A 15275-nucleotide genomic window follows, 5' to 3' on the forward strand; every position below is an offset into this window, starting at 1 on the left:
TGAACGCACCCATGACGAAGACCTGGGACATGGCCGAACGCGCGATGGCCAACGCCATCCGGGCGCTGACGATGGACGCGGTGCAGGCGGCGAACTCGGGGCATCCGGGGATGCCGATGGGGATGGCGGACGTGGCGACGGTGCTGTTTGACCGCTTCGTCACGCTGGACCCCGCGGACCCGAAATGGCCCGACCGCGACCGCTTCGTGCTGTCGGCGGGCCATGGCTCGATGCTGCTGTATGCGATCAACCACCTGCTGGGATATGCCGACATGCCCGTCGAGGAGCTTCGCCGCTTTCGCCAGCTGGGCGCGCGGACGGCGGGTCACCCGGAATACGGCCATGCCGCGGGGGTCGAGGTCACGACCGGGCCGCTGGGACAGGGCCTTGCCACCGCCGTCGGCATGGTCCTGGCCGAGCGGATGGCGAACGCGCGCTTTGGCGACGGCCTGGTGGACCACTGGACTTACGTCATCGCGGGCGACGGCTGCCTGATGGAAGGCATCAGCCACGAGGCGATCGACCTGGCCGGCCACCTCGGGCTTGGCCGGCTGATCGTGCTGTGGGACGACAACCGCATCACCATCGACGGGGGCACCGAGCTTTCGACCTCGACCGACCAGATAGCGCGGTTTGCCGCGTCCGGCTGGCACAGCCTCGCCTGCGACGCCCATGACCCTGCGGACATCGCCGCCGCCATCGACGCGGCGCGCCGCGACCCGCGCCCGTCGCTGATCGCCTGCCGGTCGGTGATCGGCTTCGGCGCGCCGAACAGGCAGGGCAGCCACGACGTCCACGGCGCCCCCCTGGGGCCCGAGGAGATCGCGGCCGCGCGCGGCTATCTTGACTGGGCGCACGAGCCCTTTGTGATCGCGCCTGCGATCTACGACCAGTGGCGCGCCATTGCCCGGCGCGGGGCCGAGGCGCGCAAGGACTGGACGCAGCGCCTTGAGGCGCACCCCCGGCGCCAGGCCTTCGAGGCGGCGCAGGCCCGCGGCGGGCTGGAGGATCTGACCGCCGCCATGGCCGACCACAAGGCGAAGCTGCTGGCAGACAAGCCCAGGGTGGCAACCCGCAAGGCGTCCGAAATGGCGCTGGCTGTCGTCAATTCCGCGCTGCCCGATACGGTCGGCGGCTCGGCCGACCTGACCGGGTCGAACCTGACCCGGACAAAGGACATGCGGCCCGTGACCCGCCAGGATTACGGCGGGCGCTACCTGCACTATGGCATCCGCGAACACGGCATGGCGGCGGCGATGAACGGCCTCGCGCTGCACGGCGGCTTCCGCCCCTATGGGGGCACCTTCCTGGCCTTTGCCGACTATTGCCGCCCGTCGATCCGGCTGGCGGCGCTGATGGGGGTGCCCGTCACCCATGTGATGACCCACGACAGCATCGGCCTGGGCGAGGACGGCCCGACCCACCAGCCGGTCGAGCATCTGGCAAGCCTGCGGGCGATCCCGAACCTTGTCGTGATCCGTCCCGCCGACGCCGTGGAAACCGCCGAGGCGTGGGAGATCGCCATGGCCTCGGCCGACCGGCCGACGCTGCTGGCGCTGTCGCGGCAGAACCTGCCCTGCGTCCGCACGGACGCGACCGAGAACCTGACGGCGCGTGGGGCCTATCCCCTCCTCGACCCCGGCGACCGTCAGGTCACGCTGATCGCCACCGGATCGGAGGTCGAGATCGCGCTGGCCGCGGCCGAGCTGCTGGCCGCGCAGGGCATCCGCGCCGCCGTGGTCAGCGCCCCCAGCTTCGAGCTGTTCGCCGGCCAACCCGAGGACTATCGCGCCGCCACCCTGGGCGCCGCCCCGCGCGTCGGCATCGAGGCCGCCATCCGGCAGGGCTGGGACGGCCCGATCCTGCGGACGACCGACGGCTTCGTGGGCATGACCGGCTTTGGCGCCTCGGCCCCCGCCCCCGCGCTGTACCGCCATTTCGGCATCACCGCCGAGGCGGTCGCCGCAACCGCCCGCAACCTGATCGAGGAGTGAGCCGATGGCCCTGATCACGCTGAGACAGCTTCTGGACCACGCCGCCGAGCATGGCTACGGCGTCCCGGCCTTCAACATCAACAACATGGAACAGGGCCTGGCGATCCTCAAGGCGGCGGCGGCGACCGACGCGCCGGTGATCCTGCAGGCCAGCCGCGGCGCGCGGTCCTATGCCGGCGACATCATGCTGCGCCACATGGTGCAGGCGCTGGCCGAGATGAACCCGACCATCCCGATCTGCCTGCACCAGGACCACGGCAACAACCTGGCCACCTGCATGAGCGCGATCCGCCACGGCTTCACATCCGTGATGATGGACGGGTCGCTGCACGAGGACATGAAGACCCCCGCCGATTACGGCTACAACGTCGCGGTGACGGCCAAGGTGGCCGAGGCGGCCCATGCCGTCGGCGCCTCGGTCGAGGGCGAGCTGGGCATCCTGGGCAGCCTGGAAACCGGCGAGGCGGCGGCCGAGGACGGGTCGGGCGCCGAGGGCACGCTGGACCACAGCCAGCTTCTGACCGACCCCGACCAGGCCGTCGATTTCGTCCTGCGGACCCGCTGCGACGCGCTGGCCATCGCCTGCGGCACCTCGCATGGGGCCTACAAGTTCACCCGCAAGCCGGACGGCGAGATCCTGGCGATGCATGTGATCGAGGCGATCCACCAGCGGCTGCCCGGCACGCATCTGGTGATGCACGGATCGTCGTCGGTCCCCCAGCATCTGCAGGACCTGATCAACCGCAACGGCGGCGAGATGCCGCAGACCTGGGGCGTCCCGGTCGAGGAGATCGAGCGCGGCATCCGCCACGGCGTCCGCAAGGTCAACATCGACACCGACTGCCGCATGGCGATGACCGGCCAGTTCCGGCGCATCGCCCGCGAGAACCCCGCCGAGTTCGACCCGCGCAAGTTCCTGGTCCCGGCGATGGAGGAGCTGGCGGCGCTGTGCCGCGACCGCTTTGAACGCTTCGGCACGGCCGGCCACGCCAGCCGGATCAGGGTCATCCCCATGGATGACATGGCCAAACGCTACGCCTCGGGGGCGCTGGACCCCGCACTCACTGCGGCCCGGGCCGCCTGAAGGGAGGAAGACCCATGAACGAGATGAGCAAGACCGAGATCACCGACAAGAAGAAACGCTATGCCGCGGGCGTGCTGAAATACGCGCAGATGGGCTATTGGGACGGCGACTACGAACCCAAGGACACCGACATCCTGGCGCTGTTCCGCATCACCCCGCAGGAGGGCGTCGATCCGATCGAGGCCGCGGCGGCGGTGGCGGGCGAAAGCTCGACCGCGACCTGGACGGTGGTCTGGACCGACCGGCTGACCGCCTGCGACCAGTACCGGGCCAAGGCCTACAAGGTCGAGCCGGTGCCGGGCCAGCCGGGGCAGTATTTCTGCTATGTCGCCTATGACCTGATCCTGTTCGAGGAAGGCTCGATCGCCAACCTGACGGCCTCGATCATCGGCAACGTCTTTTCCTTCAAGCCGCTGCTGGCGGCGCGGCTGGAAGACATGCGCCTGCCGGTCGCCTACTGCAAGACCTTCAAGGGGCCGCCGACCGGGATCGTCGTGGAACGCGAACGCCTGAACAACTTCGGCCGCCCGCTGCTGGGGGCCACGACCAAGCCCAAGCTGGGCCTGTCGGGCAAGAACTATGGCCGCGTCGTCTATGAGGGGCTGAAGGGTGGCCTCGACTTCATGAAGGACGACGAGAACATCAACTCGCAGCCCTTCATGCACTGGCGCGACCGGTTCCTTTACGTGATGGAGGCGGTGAACCTGGCGTCCGCCCGCACCGGCGAGATCAAGGGCCATTATCTGAACATCACCGCCGGCACGATGGAGGAGATGTACCGCCGCGCCGAGTTCGCCAAGCAGCTTGGCTCGGTCATCGTGATGATCGACCTGGTGATCGGCTATACCGCCATCCAGTCGATCAGCGAATGGTGCCGCCAGAACGACATGATCCTGCACCTGCACCGCGCGGGCCACGGCACCTATACCCGCCAGAAGAACCACGGCATCAGCTTTCGGGTGATCGCCAAGTGGATGCGGCTGGCGGGCGTGGACCATATCCACGCGGGCACCGCCGTCGGCAAGCTGGAAGGCGACCCGATGACCGTGCAGGGCTTCTACAACGTCTGCCGCGAGACGCATAACCCCGTGGACCTGCAGCGCGGCCTGTTCTTCGAGCAGGACTGGGCCGACATCAGGAAGGTCATGCCGGTCGCCTCAGGCGGCATCCACGCCGGCCAGATGCACCAGCTGATCGACCTGTTCGGCGACGACGTGGTGTTGCAGTTCGGCGGCGGCACCATCGGGCACCCGATGGGCATCCAGGCCGGCGCGACCGCCAACCGGGTGGCGCTGGAATCGATGATCAAGGCCCGCAACGAGGGCGTGGACATCGCGACCGAAGGTCCCGAGGTGCTGCGCCGCGCCGCCAAGTGGTGCAAGCCGCTGGAGGCTGCCCTGGATACCTGGGGCAACATTTCCTTCAACTACACCTCGACCGACACCTCGGACTTCGTTCCGACCGCCAGTGTTTCCTGAAAGGAGCGAACGATGCGCATCACCCAGGGCTGCTTCAGCTTCCTGCCCGACCTGACCGACGAGGAGATCAGCGCCCAGATCGAATACTGCCTGGGCCGCGGCTGGGCCATCGGCATCGAGCACACCGACGATCCGCACCCGCGGGCCACCTTCTGGGAGATGTGGGGCAATCCCATGTTCGACCTCAGGGACGCCAAGGGCGTGATGATGGAACTGGACGACTGCCGCAAGGCGAACCCCGACACCTATATCCGCATCAACGCCTTCGACAACACCCGCGGGTTCGAGACGGTGACGATGTCGTTCCTGGTCAGCCGCCCGGCGGTCGAGCCGCAGATCATCATGCGGCGCACCGAGGTGGACGGACGCGCGATCCGCTATACCCACGAGGTCGCGCGCTGAGGCGCGGCCGGACCCGGGGGCTTCGCGCCCCGGACCCCCGCGGGATACTTGGGCAAAGAAGAAAGGACATCCGGGATGGACGACGCGACGCCGACGACGATCGACCTGCGGGCCGAATATGAACAGTCCGGCGTCCGCGAGGTGCTGGACGAGCTGGACCGCGAGCTGATCGGGCTGGCCCCCGTCAAGAGCCGCATCCGCGAGACGGCGGCGCTGCTGCTGGTGGACCGGGCGCGGGCGCGCTTGGGCCTGGCCCATGACACGCCCACCCTGCACATGAGCTTCACCGGCAACCCGGGCACCGGCAAGACCACGGTCGCCTACAAGATGGCCGGGCTGCTGCACCGCCTGGGCTATATCCGCAAGGGCCATCTGGTCAGCGTCACCCGCGACGATCTGGTCGGCCAGTACATCGGCCACACCGCCCCCAAGACCAAGGAGGTGCTGAAGAAGGCGATGGGGGGCGTGCTGTTCATCGACGAGGCCTATTACCTCTACAAGCCCGACAACGAGCGCGACTACGGGCAGGAGGCGATCGAGATCCTGTTGCAGGTGATGGAAAACAACCGCGACGACCTGGTGGTCATCATGGCAGGCTATGCCGACCGCATGGACCGGTTCTTTTCGGCCAACCCCGGCTTTCGGTCGCGGGTCGCCCATCACATCGACTTTCCCGACTATTCCGAGGAGGAACTGGCGCGCATCGCCGACAGCATGCTGGACGCGCAGGGTTATCGCCTGGACGAGGGCGCGCGCGCGGCCATGGCCGAATACGTGACGCTGCGCCGCGCCCAGCCGCATTTCGCCAACGCACGGTCGATCCGCAACGCGCTGGACCGCGCCCGGCTGCGGCAGGCGAACCGCCTGTTCACGCAGGATCGCCCCGTGACGGCGGACGAGCTGTGCACGATCACCCAGGCCGACATCCGCGCAAGCCGCGTCTTCTCGGGCGGGCTCGACCCCGACCGCAGCGGCAGGAAGGACGACCCCCATGAGCTTTGACCGCACGATCAAGATCGCGCCCTCGATCCTGTCGGCCGACTTCGCCGATTTCGGCCGCGAGATCCGGGCGGTCGAGGACCAGGGCGCCGACTGGGTCCATGTGGACGTGATGGACGGGCATTTCGTGCCCAACATCACCTTCGGCCCGCCCGCCGTCGCGGCCTTCCGCCGGCACGTCACCACGGTCATGGACGTGCATCTGATGATCGCGCCGGTCGATCCCTACATCGAGGCTTTCGCGCGGGCGGGCGCCGACATCATCACCGCCCATGTCGAGGCCGGGCCCCATATCCACCGCACCCTTCAGGCGATCCGGGGCGCGGGCGCGCGTGCGGGCGTCGCGCTGAACCCCGGCACGCCCGCCGAGGCCGTCGAGCACCTGCTGGACCTGGCCGACCTCGTCTGCGTGATGACGGTCAACCCCGGCTTCGGCGGGCAGAGGTTCATCGACATGACCGCCAAGGTCCGCCGGCTGCGGCAGATGATCGGCGACCGGCCCGTGCACATCGAGATCGACGGCGGCGTGGACCCCTCGACCGCGCCGCAACTGGCCGCGGCGGGCGCGGACGTGCTGGTCGCGGGCTCGGCGGTGTTCCGGGGCGGGTCGGTGTCCAACAGCGCGCCCTACGGCGAGAACATCCGCGCCATCCGCGCGGCGGCGCAGGCGGCGCTGGCATGACGCTGCGCGCCATCATCTTCGACGTGGACGGCACGCTGGCGGAAACCGAAGAGCTGCACCGCCGCGCCTTCAACGACACCTTTGCCGCCCATGGCCTGGACTGGCACTGGGACCAGCCGCGCTACCGCGACCTGCTGCAGGTGACGGGGGGCAAGGAACGCATCGCCCACGACCTGGCCCGGCGCGGCATTGCGGCGGATGCCCACGACATCCCCGCCCTGCACCGCGCCAAGACCGACCGCTACACCGACCTGATGGCCGGGGGAGAGATCGCGTTGCGCCCCGGCATCGCGGACCTGATCCGTTCGGCGCGCGCGGGGGGACTGCGGCTGGCCATCGCCACCACGACCAGCCGGCCCAACATCGACGCGCTGATCCGCGTGACCCTGGGCTGCGAGACGGGCGAACTGTTCGACGCCATCGCGGCGGGCGACGAGGTCGGGGCCAAGAAGCCCGCGCCCGACGTCTATCTGCTGGCGCTGGAGCGGCTGGGCGTCCCGCCCGAAGAGGCCGTCGCGCTGGAGGATTCGCTGAACGGGCTGATGTCGGCGCGCGCGGCGGGCCTGCGCTGCGTGGTCAGCCCCGCGACCTATACGGCGGGCGATCCCTTTCCCGACGACTGCACGCTTGTCGGGGATTTCACCCCTGTCGCCTCGGTCGAGGCACTGGAACGGCTGCTGGAGGCCAAGGCATGATCGTGATCTTCGACCTGGACGGCACGCTGATCGACAGCGCCCCCGACATCCACAAGACCGCCAACGAGGTGCTGGCCGGCGAGGGCTTGGGTCCTCTGGACCTGCCTACTGTCCGCAGCTTCATCGGCCACGGCGTCCCGCATCTGGTCGGCAGGCTGCTGGGCGCGCATGGCATCGCCGACGAGGGGCGGGCGGCCCGCATGGTGTCAAGGTTCGGCGCGCGCTACGAGGGCGCGGTCGGCCTGACCCGCCTTTACCCCGGCGCGGCCGAGGCGCTGGCGGCCCTTGTGGCGCAGGGCCACAGGCTGGGGCTTTGCACCAACAAGCCGGTGGCGCCCGCGCGCGCGGTGATGCGGCACCTGGGCATCCTCGATCACTTCACCGCCATCATCGGCGGCGACAGCGCGCCGCAGCGCAAGCCGGACCCGGAGCCCCTGCAGATGGCCGTGGCGGCGTGCGGCGGCGGCCCGGCGGTGTATGTCGGTGACAGCGAGGTGGACGCGGCCTGCGCCGCGGCCGCAGAGGTGCCGCTGATCGTCCACACCGAAGGCTACCGCAAGACGCCCGTCGAGGCGTTCCGCCCCGTCGCGGTGTTCTCGGATTTTGCCGCGCTGCCCGGGATCGTGGCGGCACAGGCCGAGGTGCTGGCCTGCGGCCACGGCGTGCCGGCGCAATAGCGCGCGCCCCTGACGCGCCTGTCGGACCTGCACCGCACCGTCTGCCTGTCAACCGTCGGCGCGCTGGCCCGGCTGCACCGGGTCCGGCCGGAGGACATCGGCCTGTCGGACTTCGGCCCGCCCCGGCGACTGTGTCACCCGGCAGATCCACCGCCGCAGGCGGATGAGGGGCCATGGCGGCTCGCACGGCGAAAGGCCGCCCCGGCCGCCATGGCCCTTATCGCCGAAGCGGCCTGTAGAGGGCTCCCATGACCAGGCCGGCCAGGGCTCCGCCCACATGGGCCTGCCACGCGATCTGGGGCAGGGCCAGCGTCAGCGCCGCGTTCAGCAGGACGAACTGCACGACCGGTCCTGCCAGCGGCCGCAGACTGCCGCCCCTGGCAAGCTGGATGCGGGCGGCGATGGCAATCTCGGCCCCCGCAAGTCCGAAGATCGCCCCCGAGGCACCGACGACGGGAGAGGGGCTGTCCGACAGCCAAAGCTGCACGATCCCCGCCACCACCTGCGAGACGAGGTAAAGCACCACCATCGCGCCCCCGGACATCGCGACGGACAGCGAGCGCGCCAGCACGTAAAGCGCCAGCATGTTCATTCCAAGGTGCAGCAGTCCCCCGTGCAGGAAACCATAGGTAAGGAACATCGTCACCTGCTGGCCGGGGAACATCGGCCGGACGTCCTGCATGAGCTGTGGCCAGAGCGCGCCATGCAGCATCGCCCATTCCTGCAGCGCAGAAGGCAGGGTCAGCAGATGGACCGCGACGCAGGCGACGATGACCCCCATGAAGGCGGGCGGGACAGACGGGCGGGAAAGGGCCGGGTTCGACTCGGTCATGGCGCCAGCATAGGGGCCGATCGCGCGGCGGGAAGCGTCATGGCGGCCCTGTCAGAGGGGGATCTGTGGCGGACCCTGGGTGACGCGGCGCGATCAGGCGGCGCGGCTTTGGACAGCGCCGGCTTGGGCCTTGGCCGCATCGGTGCTTTGATGCCTGACAAACGGCTGCACACAGGGCGGCTGGATCAGCCGCACCATGTGGCAATGCCGGGCAGGTCTGCACCTCGGAAAGACCGCACTCAGCCCTCGGCGACCGCGCCCCCCTTCGCCCGGAGGGCGGCCTGGTTCGGAGGGCGTGGTGTGGTCCTGCCCGATGGGTGCGCTTCAGGTGCATTCACCGAAACGGCCGACACGAATCGCAGGAGCGGACCGTCTGCCCTTCGCCGCAAGAGCGGCAGTCAGGCGGGTGTGTCCGGTCTCCTCAGCCCCAGCATCGCGCGCGCCTGCTGCCAGGTGGCCACGGGGCGGCCGTGCCTGTCGCACAGGTCCACCACCCGGCGCACCAGCGCCGCGTTCGAGGGCGCCAGCCGGTCGCGGTCCAGCCGCACGTTGTCTTCCAGCCCCGTGCGGGTGTGGCCGCCCCTGGCAACCGCCCAGTCGTTGACCCGCAGCTGTTCCGCGCCGATGCCGGCCGCGCACCACAGCGCGTCCGGGGCCAGCCGCCGCAGCGTCTGGATGTAGAAATCCAGGATCGGCTCGTCGGCGGGCATCGCGTTCTTCACCCCCATGACGAACTGGACATAGAGCGGCGACCTGAGCCGCCCGTCCCGCGCCATGGCCGCGGCCTGCACGATGTGGGACAGGTCGAAGGCCTCGATCTCGGGCTTGACGTCATGGGCCCGCATCTCGGACGCCAGCCAGTCCACCAGGTCCGGCGGGTTCTCGTAGACGCGGGTCGGAAAGTTGTTGGACCCGACCGACAGGGATGCCATGTCGGGGCGCAAGGGCAGCATGCCCCCCCGCGCCCGTCCCGCGCCGGACCGCCCGCCGGTGGACAGCTGCACGATCAGGCCGGGGCAGTGCTTCTCCAGCCCCTCCTTCAGCCGAGCGAAGCGCTCGGGGTCCGAGGTCGGCTTCCCCTCGTCGTCGCGGACGTGGCAGTGGGCGATGCTCGCGCCGGCCTCGAAGGCCTCGTGCGTGGACTCGACCTGCTCGGCGATGGTGATCGGGACGGCGGGGTTGTTCGCCTTCGTGGGCAGGCTGCCGGTGATCGCCACGCAGATGATGCAGGGGGTGTCGGGGGCGGGATGGTCGGTCATGGGCAATCCCTCACAGGTCCAGGAACACGGTCTCGTCTTCGCCCTGCAGGCGGATGTCGAAGCGATAGAGGGGCAGGCCGTCCCGCTCGCCGGTGCGGCGCGCCAGCAGGGTGTCGCGGCGGTGGGCCTGCTCGATCAGGTTCAGCACGGGGTCGGCCGCGTTCGCCTCGGCCTCGTCGTCGAAATACATCCGGGTGTTCAGGCCGATGTTGATGCCGCGCGCCACGATCCAGACGGTGATGTGCGGCGCCATGCGGCGGACCTGCTGGTGGCCGCGGCCCAGGGCATCGGCCTGCTCCTCCTGCTCGGCCGGGCGCACCTCCTCGGGGTGCGGGGCAAGGGCGCGGCGGGCGGGCACGGGGCCGGGCTTGACGGTGCGGAACGACCACAGGCCGGTGTCGAAATCGGTGATGACCCGACCCCAGCCGCGGAACCCTTGGGCGACCTCGGCGTGGCGCGGGTCCTCGGGGTGGGCGTGGCGGCCCTGGGCGTCGGCCTGCCAGACCTCGAGCAGCACGTCCTTGACCGGCGCGCCGGTGCCGTCGGTCACGACGCCCTCCACGATGATGCGCTGGCCCTCGGCGTTCGGACCGGCGATGTCCCGGCCCAGTTCCTGGCGGTAGATGTCGAAGCCCGCCGCCCCCGGCGCCAGCCCGATGTGGACATAGGGCCCGGCGGTCTGCGAGGGCGATTCCTTCAGGTAATGCAGCGGCTGCGGCATGGTCAGTTCCCCTCCAGTCGGTTCTCGAACAGGGTCGAGCGGCGGCCCCGCAGCACGATGTCGAACTTGTAGGCCAGGCAGTCCAGCGCGATGCCCGCGTTCATGTCCAAAGGCGCGATCAGCTGGTCGATGGCGGCGGGATCGGGGATGGTGTTCACGATCGGGCAGATCGGGATCAGGGGATCGCCCTCGAAATACATCTGGGTGATCAGCCGCTGGCTGAAGCTGGACCCGAAGACCGAGACATGGATATGCGCGGGCCGCCAGTTGTTGACATGGTTGCGCCACGGATAGGCGCCGGGCTTGACCGTGCGGAAATGGTAATAGCCCTCCGCGTCCGTCAGCGTGCGCCCGCAGCCGCCGAAATTGGGGTCGATAGGGGCCAGATAGGTGTCCTTCTTGTGGCGATAGCGGCCGCCGGCGTTCGCCTGCCAGATCTCGACCAGCGTGTTCGGCACGGGCCGCGCGTTCTCGTCAAGCACGCGGCCGTGGACGATGATGCGCTCGCCCACCGGGTCGCCCGTCTTGGCGTAGTTGCGGATCAGGTCGTTGTCGATCGGGTCGATGTCGGTGTGGCCGAAGACCGGGCCGGTGATCTCGGACATCGACTGCTGCAGGGACAGCAGCGCCAGGCGCGGGCTGCGCGCGACCGAGGTCTTGTACGGGGGCGTCAGCGCCGGCGGATGCCGGGCGCGGTCGCGCTGATGGTATTCCGCGGGGGCAGGCGCAGGGGTGGGGCGGATCATGTCGCATCCTTTCCGGGGGCGGCGTCCAGTTCGGCGAAGACCTCTTTCGCCAGCCTGATCGCGTGGTTGGCGCGGGGCACGCCGGCATAGACGGCGACGTGCAGGAACGCCTCGATGATGTCCGTGCGCGAGGCGCCGGTGCGCTGCGTCGCGCGCACGTGCATGGGAATCTCGTCGAAGTTGCCGGTGGCCGCCAGCAGCGCCAGCGTCAGCATGGACCGTTCGCGCAGGGTGATCCCGTCGCCTGCCCAGACCGAGCCCCAGGCGCCTTCGGTGATGAACCGCTGGAACGGCGCGTCGAAGTCGGTGATGGCAGCGGTCGCGCGGTCCACATGGGCGTCGCCCAGCACGCGGCGGCGCACCGCCATGCCGGAATCGTAGCGGTCGGGGTCAGGCATGGCCGATGTCCTTCAGGAAACGAGTAAGCCGGGTGAGAGGGCCGGCGCGGCGACAGGGCGGCGAGCAGGGGTGGGACGCGGGCGCATCAGTAGGGCAGCCCGACATATTGCTGCGCCATCAGCGCCTGCGCGTGATCGCTGGACCGCAGCAGGTCCAGTTCGGCCTGCTGCATGCGGACGTCGAACGCGGTCATGTCCGGGAATCGGTGCAGCAGGTTGGTCATCCACCAGCTGAACCGCTCGGCCTTCCAAACCCGGCGCAGGGCGCGGGCGGAATAGCTGTCGAGGCCCGCTTCGGAGTGTTCGACGAAGAACTCGGCCAGCGCGTGGTAAAGGTAATGGACGTCCGAGGCCGCGGTGTTCAGCCCCTTGGCCCCGGTCGGCGGCACGATATGGGCGGCGTCGCCCGCCAGGAACAGCCGGCCCCAGCGCATCGGCTCGGTCACGAAGGACCGCAGGGGGGCGATGGACTTCTCGATCGAGGGCCCCGTGACCAGCGCCTCGGCCACGTCGGGCGGCAGGCGGCGGCGCAGCTCGTCCCAGAAATTGCGGTCGGTCCAGTCGCCCACATGGTCCGACAGGGCGCACTGGATGTAATGGCGGCTGAGATTGGCGTTGCGCATGGAACACAGCGCAAACCCCCGGTCCGAGTTGGCGTAGATCAGCTCGTGATGGACCGGGGGCGTTTCCGACAGCACGCCCAGCCAGCCGAAGGGATAGATCGTCTCGAACTCGCGCCGGACGGCCAGCGGGATCGCCTGCCGGCTGACGCCGTGAAAGCCGTCGCAGCCCACGATCACCGCGGCGTCCAGCCGCTGCGCCCGGCCATGCCGGTCAAACGTCAGGTGCGGGCGGTCGGTGTCGGCGTCGTGGATCGCCATGTGATCGACCTCGAACAGCGTGGGCAGGCCGGCGGCCTCGCGCGCGTCGTACAGGTCCTGGGTCAGCTCGGTCTGGCCGTAGACGACCACAGGGCGGCCGGCATGGCGGACGAAGTCGATGCGGAAGCGTTCGCCCGTGCCGCCATAGGTCGCGGACATCTCGGCGCCGTCGTGGACAAAGCCCTCGCGGTCCATGCGCGCGCCCACGCCCGCCTCGCGCAACAACTCGACCAGCCCGGTTTCCAGGATGCCCGCGCGGATGCGGCCCAGCACATGGGCGGGGGTCTTGCGCTCCAGCACCACCGTGTCGATGCCCTGCCGGTGCAGCAGTTGCCCCAGCAGCAGCCCCGACGGCCCCCCGCCAATGATCGCAACCTGCGTTCGCATTCCGGCATTTCCCCCTCGGGGACAGGTTGCTTAACCGCAGGCCTCGAGTAAAATGAATAATAGGCGTTTTCGATACAGGATCGGTCATGCATCCCGGCGCGATTCAGCTACGCCACCTGCGCGCCTTTACCGAGATCGCCCGGCGGCGCAGCTTTCGCCGCGCGGCCGAGGCGCTGGCCCTGACCCAGCCCGCCATATCCAAGACCATGCGCGAGCTTGAGACGGCCCTGCGCGCGCCCCTGTTCCTGCGCTCGCGCGCAGGCGTCGCCCTGACCCCGGCCGGCGAGGGTTTCCTGCCCTTCGCCGAACTCAGCCTGTCGGCGCTGACGCAGGGGCTGGACAGCTTGGGCGCCGCCGGCCCAGGCGCGCGGCTGACCGTCGGCGCGCTGCCCTCGGTCGCGGCCCGGCTGATGCCCACGGCGGTCGAGATCCTGGGCGGCATGGCCCCCGAGCTGCGGCTGACGGTCGTGGACGGCGCCCACCGGCACCTTCTGGACCGGCTGCGCGGGGGCGGCCTGGACGCGATGGTGGGGCGGCTGGGGTCCGAGGAGCTGATGCAGGGCCTGAGCTTTGCCCAGCTGTACCAGGAGCAGGTCGCCTTTGTCGTCCGCCCCGGCCACCCGCTGTGCGGCAGCGGTGCGCTGGCCGAGGTGGCCCGATGGCCCGTGATCTACCCGTCCGAGGGCGCGGCGATCCGGCCGCTGGTGGACCGGATGCTGATCGCCGCGGGCATCCCGGCGCTGCCGCGGCGGCTGGAAACCGTCAGCCAGGCCTTCGGTGCCGTCTTCACCCGCCGCAGCGATGCGGTGTGGATCATTTCGGAAGGCGTGGTCGCGGCCGAGATCGAGGAAGGGCGGCTGGTCCGCCTGCCCATCGACACGACCCTGACCCGCGGGCCGGTGGGGCTGCTGGTGCGGGCGGACCAGGACCCGACGCACGCCCATCGGATCTTCGTGCGGGCGGTGCGGTTGGCCGTGGACCGGCTGACGCTGGCCTAGCCCTCGCCCATGGCCGTGATGCCCGACAGCATCGCGTGCGCCAGCGTCAGGGCGTGGGCCGTGGCATGGATCATGGGCGGCAGCACCAGCCATTCCAGCGTCCAGGCGGCGCCGGAGCGTTCCTGTTCATGCACCAGCGCCTGGTGCAGCGTGCCCACCGACCCCGCGTTGAACCGCGCCAGCGTCACCAGCGTCTCGGCCGAAACGGGGTTCTGCTTGTGCGGCATGGCCGAGCTGGTGCCGCCCCCCGACAGCCGCAGCGCGTCCACGCCCTGCTGGGCCATCAGCGCCACGTCCTGCCCGATCTTGCCCAGGCTGCCCGTGACCAGGGACAGCCAGCCGCCGTATTCCGCGATCCCGTCGCGGGCGCTGTGCCAGGGGGCCGCATCCGCCAGCCGCAGCCGCTGCGCCAGTCCCGCCGCGATGGCGTCGCCCTGCGGTGCCCGCACGCCGACCGCGCCGCCGTATTGCACGCATTCCAGCCGGGGACGCAGGTCCGCCAGCCGTCGGCGGTGGCGCGGAAAGGGCGCGGCCCAGGCGGCGATGCGGTCGCCCGCGGTGATCGGCAGCGCCGCCTGCATCCGCGTGCGCCCCATCAGCGACTGCGCGCCGAAGCGCGCGGACAGCGCGGCGAGGGTGGTTTCCACGGACGCCAGCCGCGCGGCCAGCAGGTCGTTCACCTGCGAAAGCCCCATCACCAGCGCGGTGTCCACCACGTCCTGGCTGGTGGCGCCGATGTGCAGCGCCGCCGCGCCCTCGGGTCCGACCACGGGCCGCAGCTGCCGCATCAGTTCGGGCACCGGCACCCCGTCCACCGGCATGGCGGCGGCGATGGCGTCAAGGTCGGGGGAAAATCCCGCCAGCCGCTCGCGCAGGGCCTGCGCCGCAGCCGCCGGGGCCGCACCGCAGTCGGCAGCGGCCTCGGCCAGCGCGATCTCGAAGCGCAGGGCGCGGTCCAGCATGGCCTCGTCCGACAGAAACGCGGCAACCTGGGGATCGCGGATCAGCGCGGCGGTGGTGCCGGGCAGCATGAGCGGCGCCT

Annotated in this window: 16 protein-coding genes; 9 read left to right on the plus strand and 7 right to left on the minus strand. The window is 70.1% G+C overall.

Annotated elements, in window-relative coordinates; all coding sequences use genetic code 11:
- The first annotated feature begins 11 nt into the window (after positions 1–11).
- The 8 genes from tkt (at position 12) to gph (ending at position 8011) form a co-directional block, all read left to right on the plus strand.
- Positions 12–1994: a transketolase gene (gene tkt / locus DPQ23_RS10310; protein ID WP_240602622.1), complete on the plus strand. Its 1983-nt coding sequence runs from the start codon at positions 12–14 to the stop codon at positions 1992–1994.
- A 4-nt stretch (positions 1995–1998) separates the two neighbouring features.
- Positions 1999–3078 (plus strand): class II fructose-bisphosphate aldolase, encoded by a 1080-nt coding sequence (fba, locus tag DPQ23_RS10315; protein WP_112874618.1) that lies wholly within the window; start codon positions 1999–2001, stop codon positions 3076–3078.
- A 23-nt stretch (positions 3079–3101) separates the two neighbouring features.
- A complete protein-coding gene (locus tag DPQ23_RS10320; RefSeq protein WP_420818581.1) occupies positions 3102–4556 on the plus strand; it encodes a form I ribulose bisphosphate carboxylase large subunit in 1455 nt (484 codons plus the stop codon).
- Positions 4557–4568: 12 nt separating this feature from the next.
- Positions 4569–4958 (plus strand): ribulose bisphosphate carboxylase small subunit, encoded by a 390-nt coding sequence (locus DPQ23_RS10325; protein WP_112874620.1) that lies wholly within the window; start codon positions 4569–4571, stop codon positions 4956–4958.
- A gap of 75 nt (positions 4959–5033) precedes the next feature.
- Positions 5034–5960, plus strand: coding sequence for a CbbX protein (cbbX, locus tag DPQ23_RS10330; RefSeq protein WP_112874621.1), 927 nt, complete (start codon positions 5034–5036; stop codon positions 5958–5960).
- Positions 5950–6639 carry a ribulose-phosphate 3-epimerase gene (gene rpe, locus DPQ23_RS10335; RefSeq protein WP_112874622.1) on the plus strand — a complete coding sequence of 230 codons (690 nt, stop codon included), beginning with the start codon at positions 5950–5952 and terminating at the stop codon, positions 6637–6639. Before cbbX ends, rpe begins: the two co-directional genes overlap by 11 nt.
- The gene (locus tag DPQ23_RS10340) at positions 6636–7334 is read left to right on the plus strand and encodes an HAD-IA family hydrolase (RefSeq protein ID WP_112874623.1); all 699 of its coding nucleotides are present in this window, start codon (positions 6636–6638) and stop codon (positions 7332–7334) included. The genes rpe and DPQ23_RS10340 overlap by 4 nt, the downstream gene beginning before the upstream one ends.
- A complete protein-coding gene (gene gph, locus DPQ23_RS10345; RefSeq protein ID WP_112874624.1) occupies positions 7331–8011 on the plus strand; it encodes a phosphoglycolate phosphatase in 681 nt (226 codons plus the stop codon). The genes DPQ23_RS10340 and gph overlap by 4 nt, the downstream gene beginning before the upstream one ends.
- A 217-nt stretch (positions 8012–8228) precedes the next feature.
- Here the strand turns inward: gph and DPQ23_RS10350 are convergent, their stop codons facing one another.
- The 6 genes from DPQ23_RS10350 to pobA form a co-directional block, all read right to left on the minus strand.
- Positions 8229–8843, minus strand: coding sequence for a rhomboid family intramembrane serine protease (locus tag DPQ23_RS10350; protein ID WP_112874625.1), 615 nt, complete (start codon positions 8841–8843; stop codon positions 8229–8231).
- Positions 8844–9241: 398 nt separating this feature from the next.
- The gene (locus DPQ23_RS10355) at positions 9242–10102 is read right to left on the minus strand and encodes a 3-oxoadipate:acetyl-CoA acetyltransferase (protein WP_112874626.1); all 861 of its coding nucleotides are present in this window, start codon (positions 10100–10102) and stop codon (positions 9242–9244) included.
- Positions 10103–10112: 10 nt separating this feature from the next.
- A complete protein-coding gene (gene pcaG / locus DPQ23_RS10360) occupies positions 10113–10823 on the minus strand; it encodes a protocatechuate 3,4-dioxygenase subunit alpha (RefSeq protein ID WP_112874627.1) in 711 nt (236 codons plus the stop codon).
- Between the two features lie 2 nt (positions 10824–10825).
- Positions 10826–11569: a protocatechuate 3,4-dioxygenase subunit beta gene (gene pcaH, locus DPQ23_RS10365; protein WP_112874628.1), complete on the minus strand. Its 744-nt coding sequence runs from the start codon at positions 11567–11569 to the stop codon at positions 10826–10828.
- On the minus strand, positions 11566–11967 hold the full coding sequence (gene pcaC / locus DPQ23_RS10370) for a 4-carboxymuconolactone decarboxylase (RefSeq protein ID WP_112874629.1): 402 nt from the start codon (positions 11965–11967) through the stop codon (positions 11566–11568). The genes pcaH and pcaC overlap by 4 nt, the downstream gene beginning before the upstream one ends.
- 86 nt (positions 11968–12053) lie before the next feature.
- Positions 12054–13235 (minus strand): 4-hydroxybenzoate 3-monooxygenase, encoded by a 1182-nt coding sequence (pobA, locus tag DPQ23_RS10375; RefSeq protein ID WP_112874630.1) that lies wholly within the window; start codon positions 13233–13235, stop codon positions 12054–12056.
- Between the two features lie 86 nt (positions 13236–13321).
- On the opposite strand from pobA, the gene pcaQ reads away from it, so the two are divergent.
- Positions 13322–14233, plus strand: a complete 912-nt coding sequence (gene pcaQ / locus DPQ23_RS10380) for a pca operon transcription factor PcaQ (RefSeq protein ID WP_112874631.1) — start codon at positions 13322–13324, stop codon at positions 14231–14233.
- Here the strand turns inward: pcaQ and DPQ23_RS10385 are convergent.
- Positions 14230–15264, minus strand: a complete 1035-nt coding sequence (locus tag DPQ23_RS10385; protein ID WP_112874632.1) for a 3-carboxy-cis,cis-muconate cycloisomerase — start codon at positions 15262–15264, stop codon at positions 14230–14232. The genes pcaQ and DPQ23_RS10385 overlap by 4 nt on opposite strands.
- Positions 15265–15275 lie beyond the last annotated feature (11 nt).

Origin of the sequence: Paracoccus endophyticus (assembly GCF_003286075.1) — a bacterium.
Lineage (GTDB): Bacteria > Pseudomonadota > Alphaproteobacteria > Rhodobacterales > Rhodobacteraceae > Paracoccus > Paracoccus endophyticus.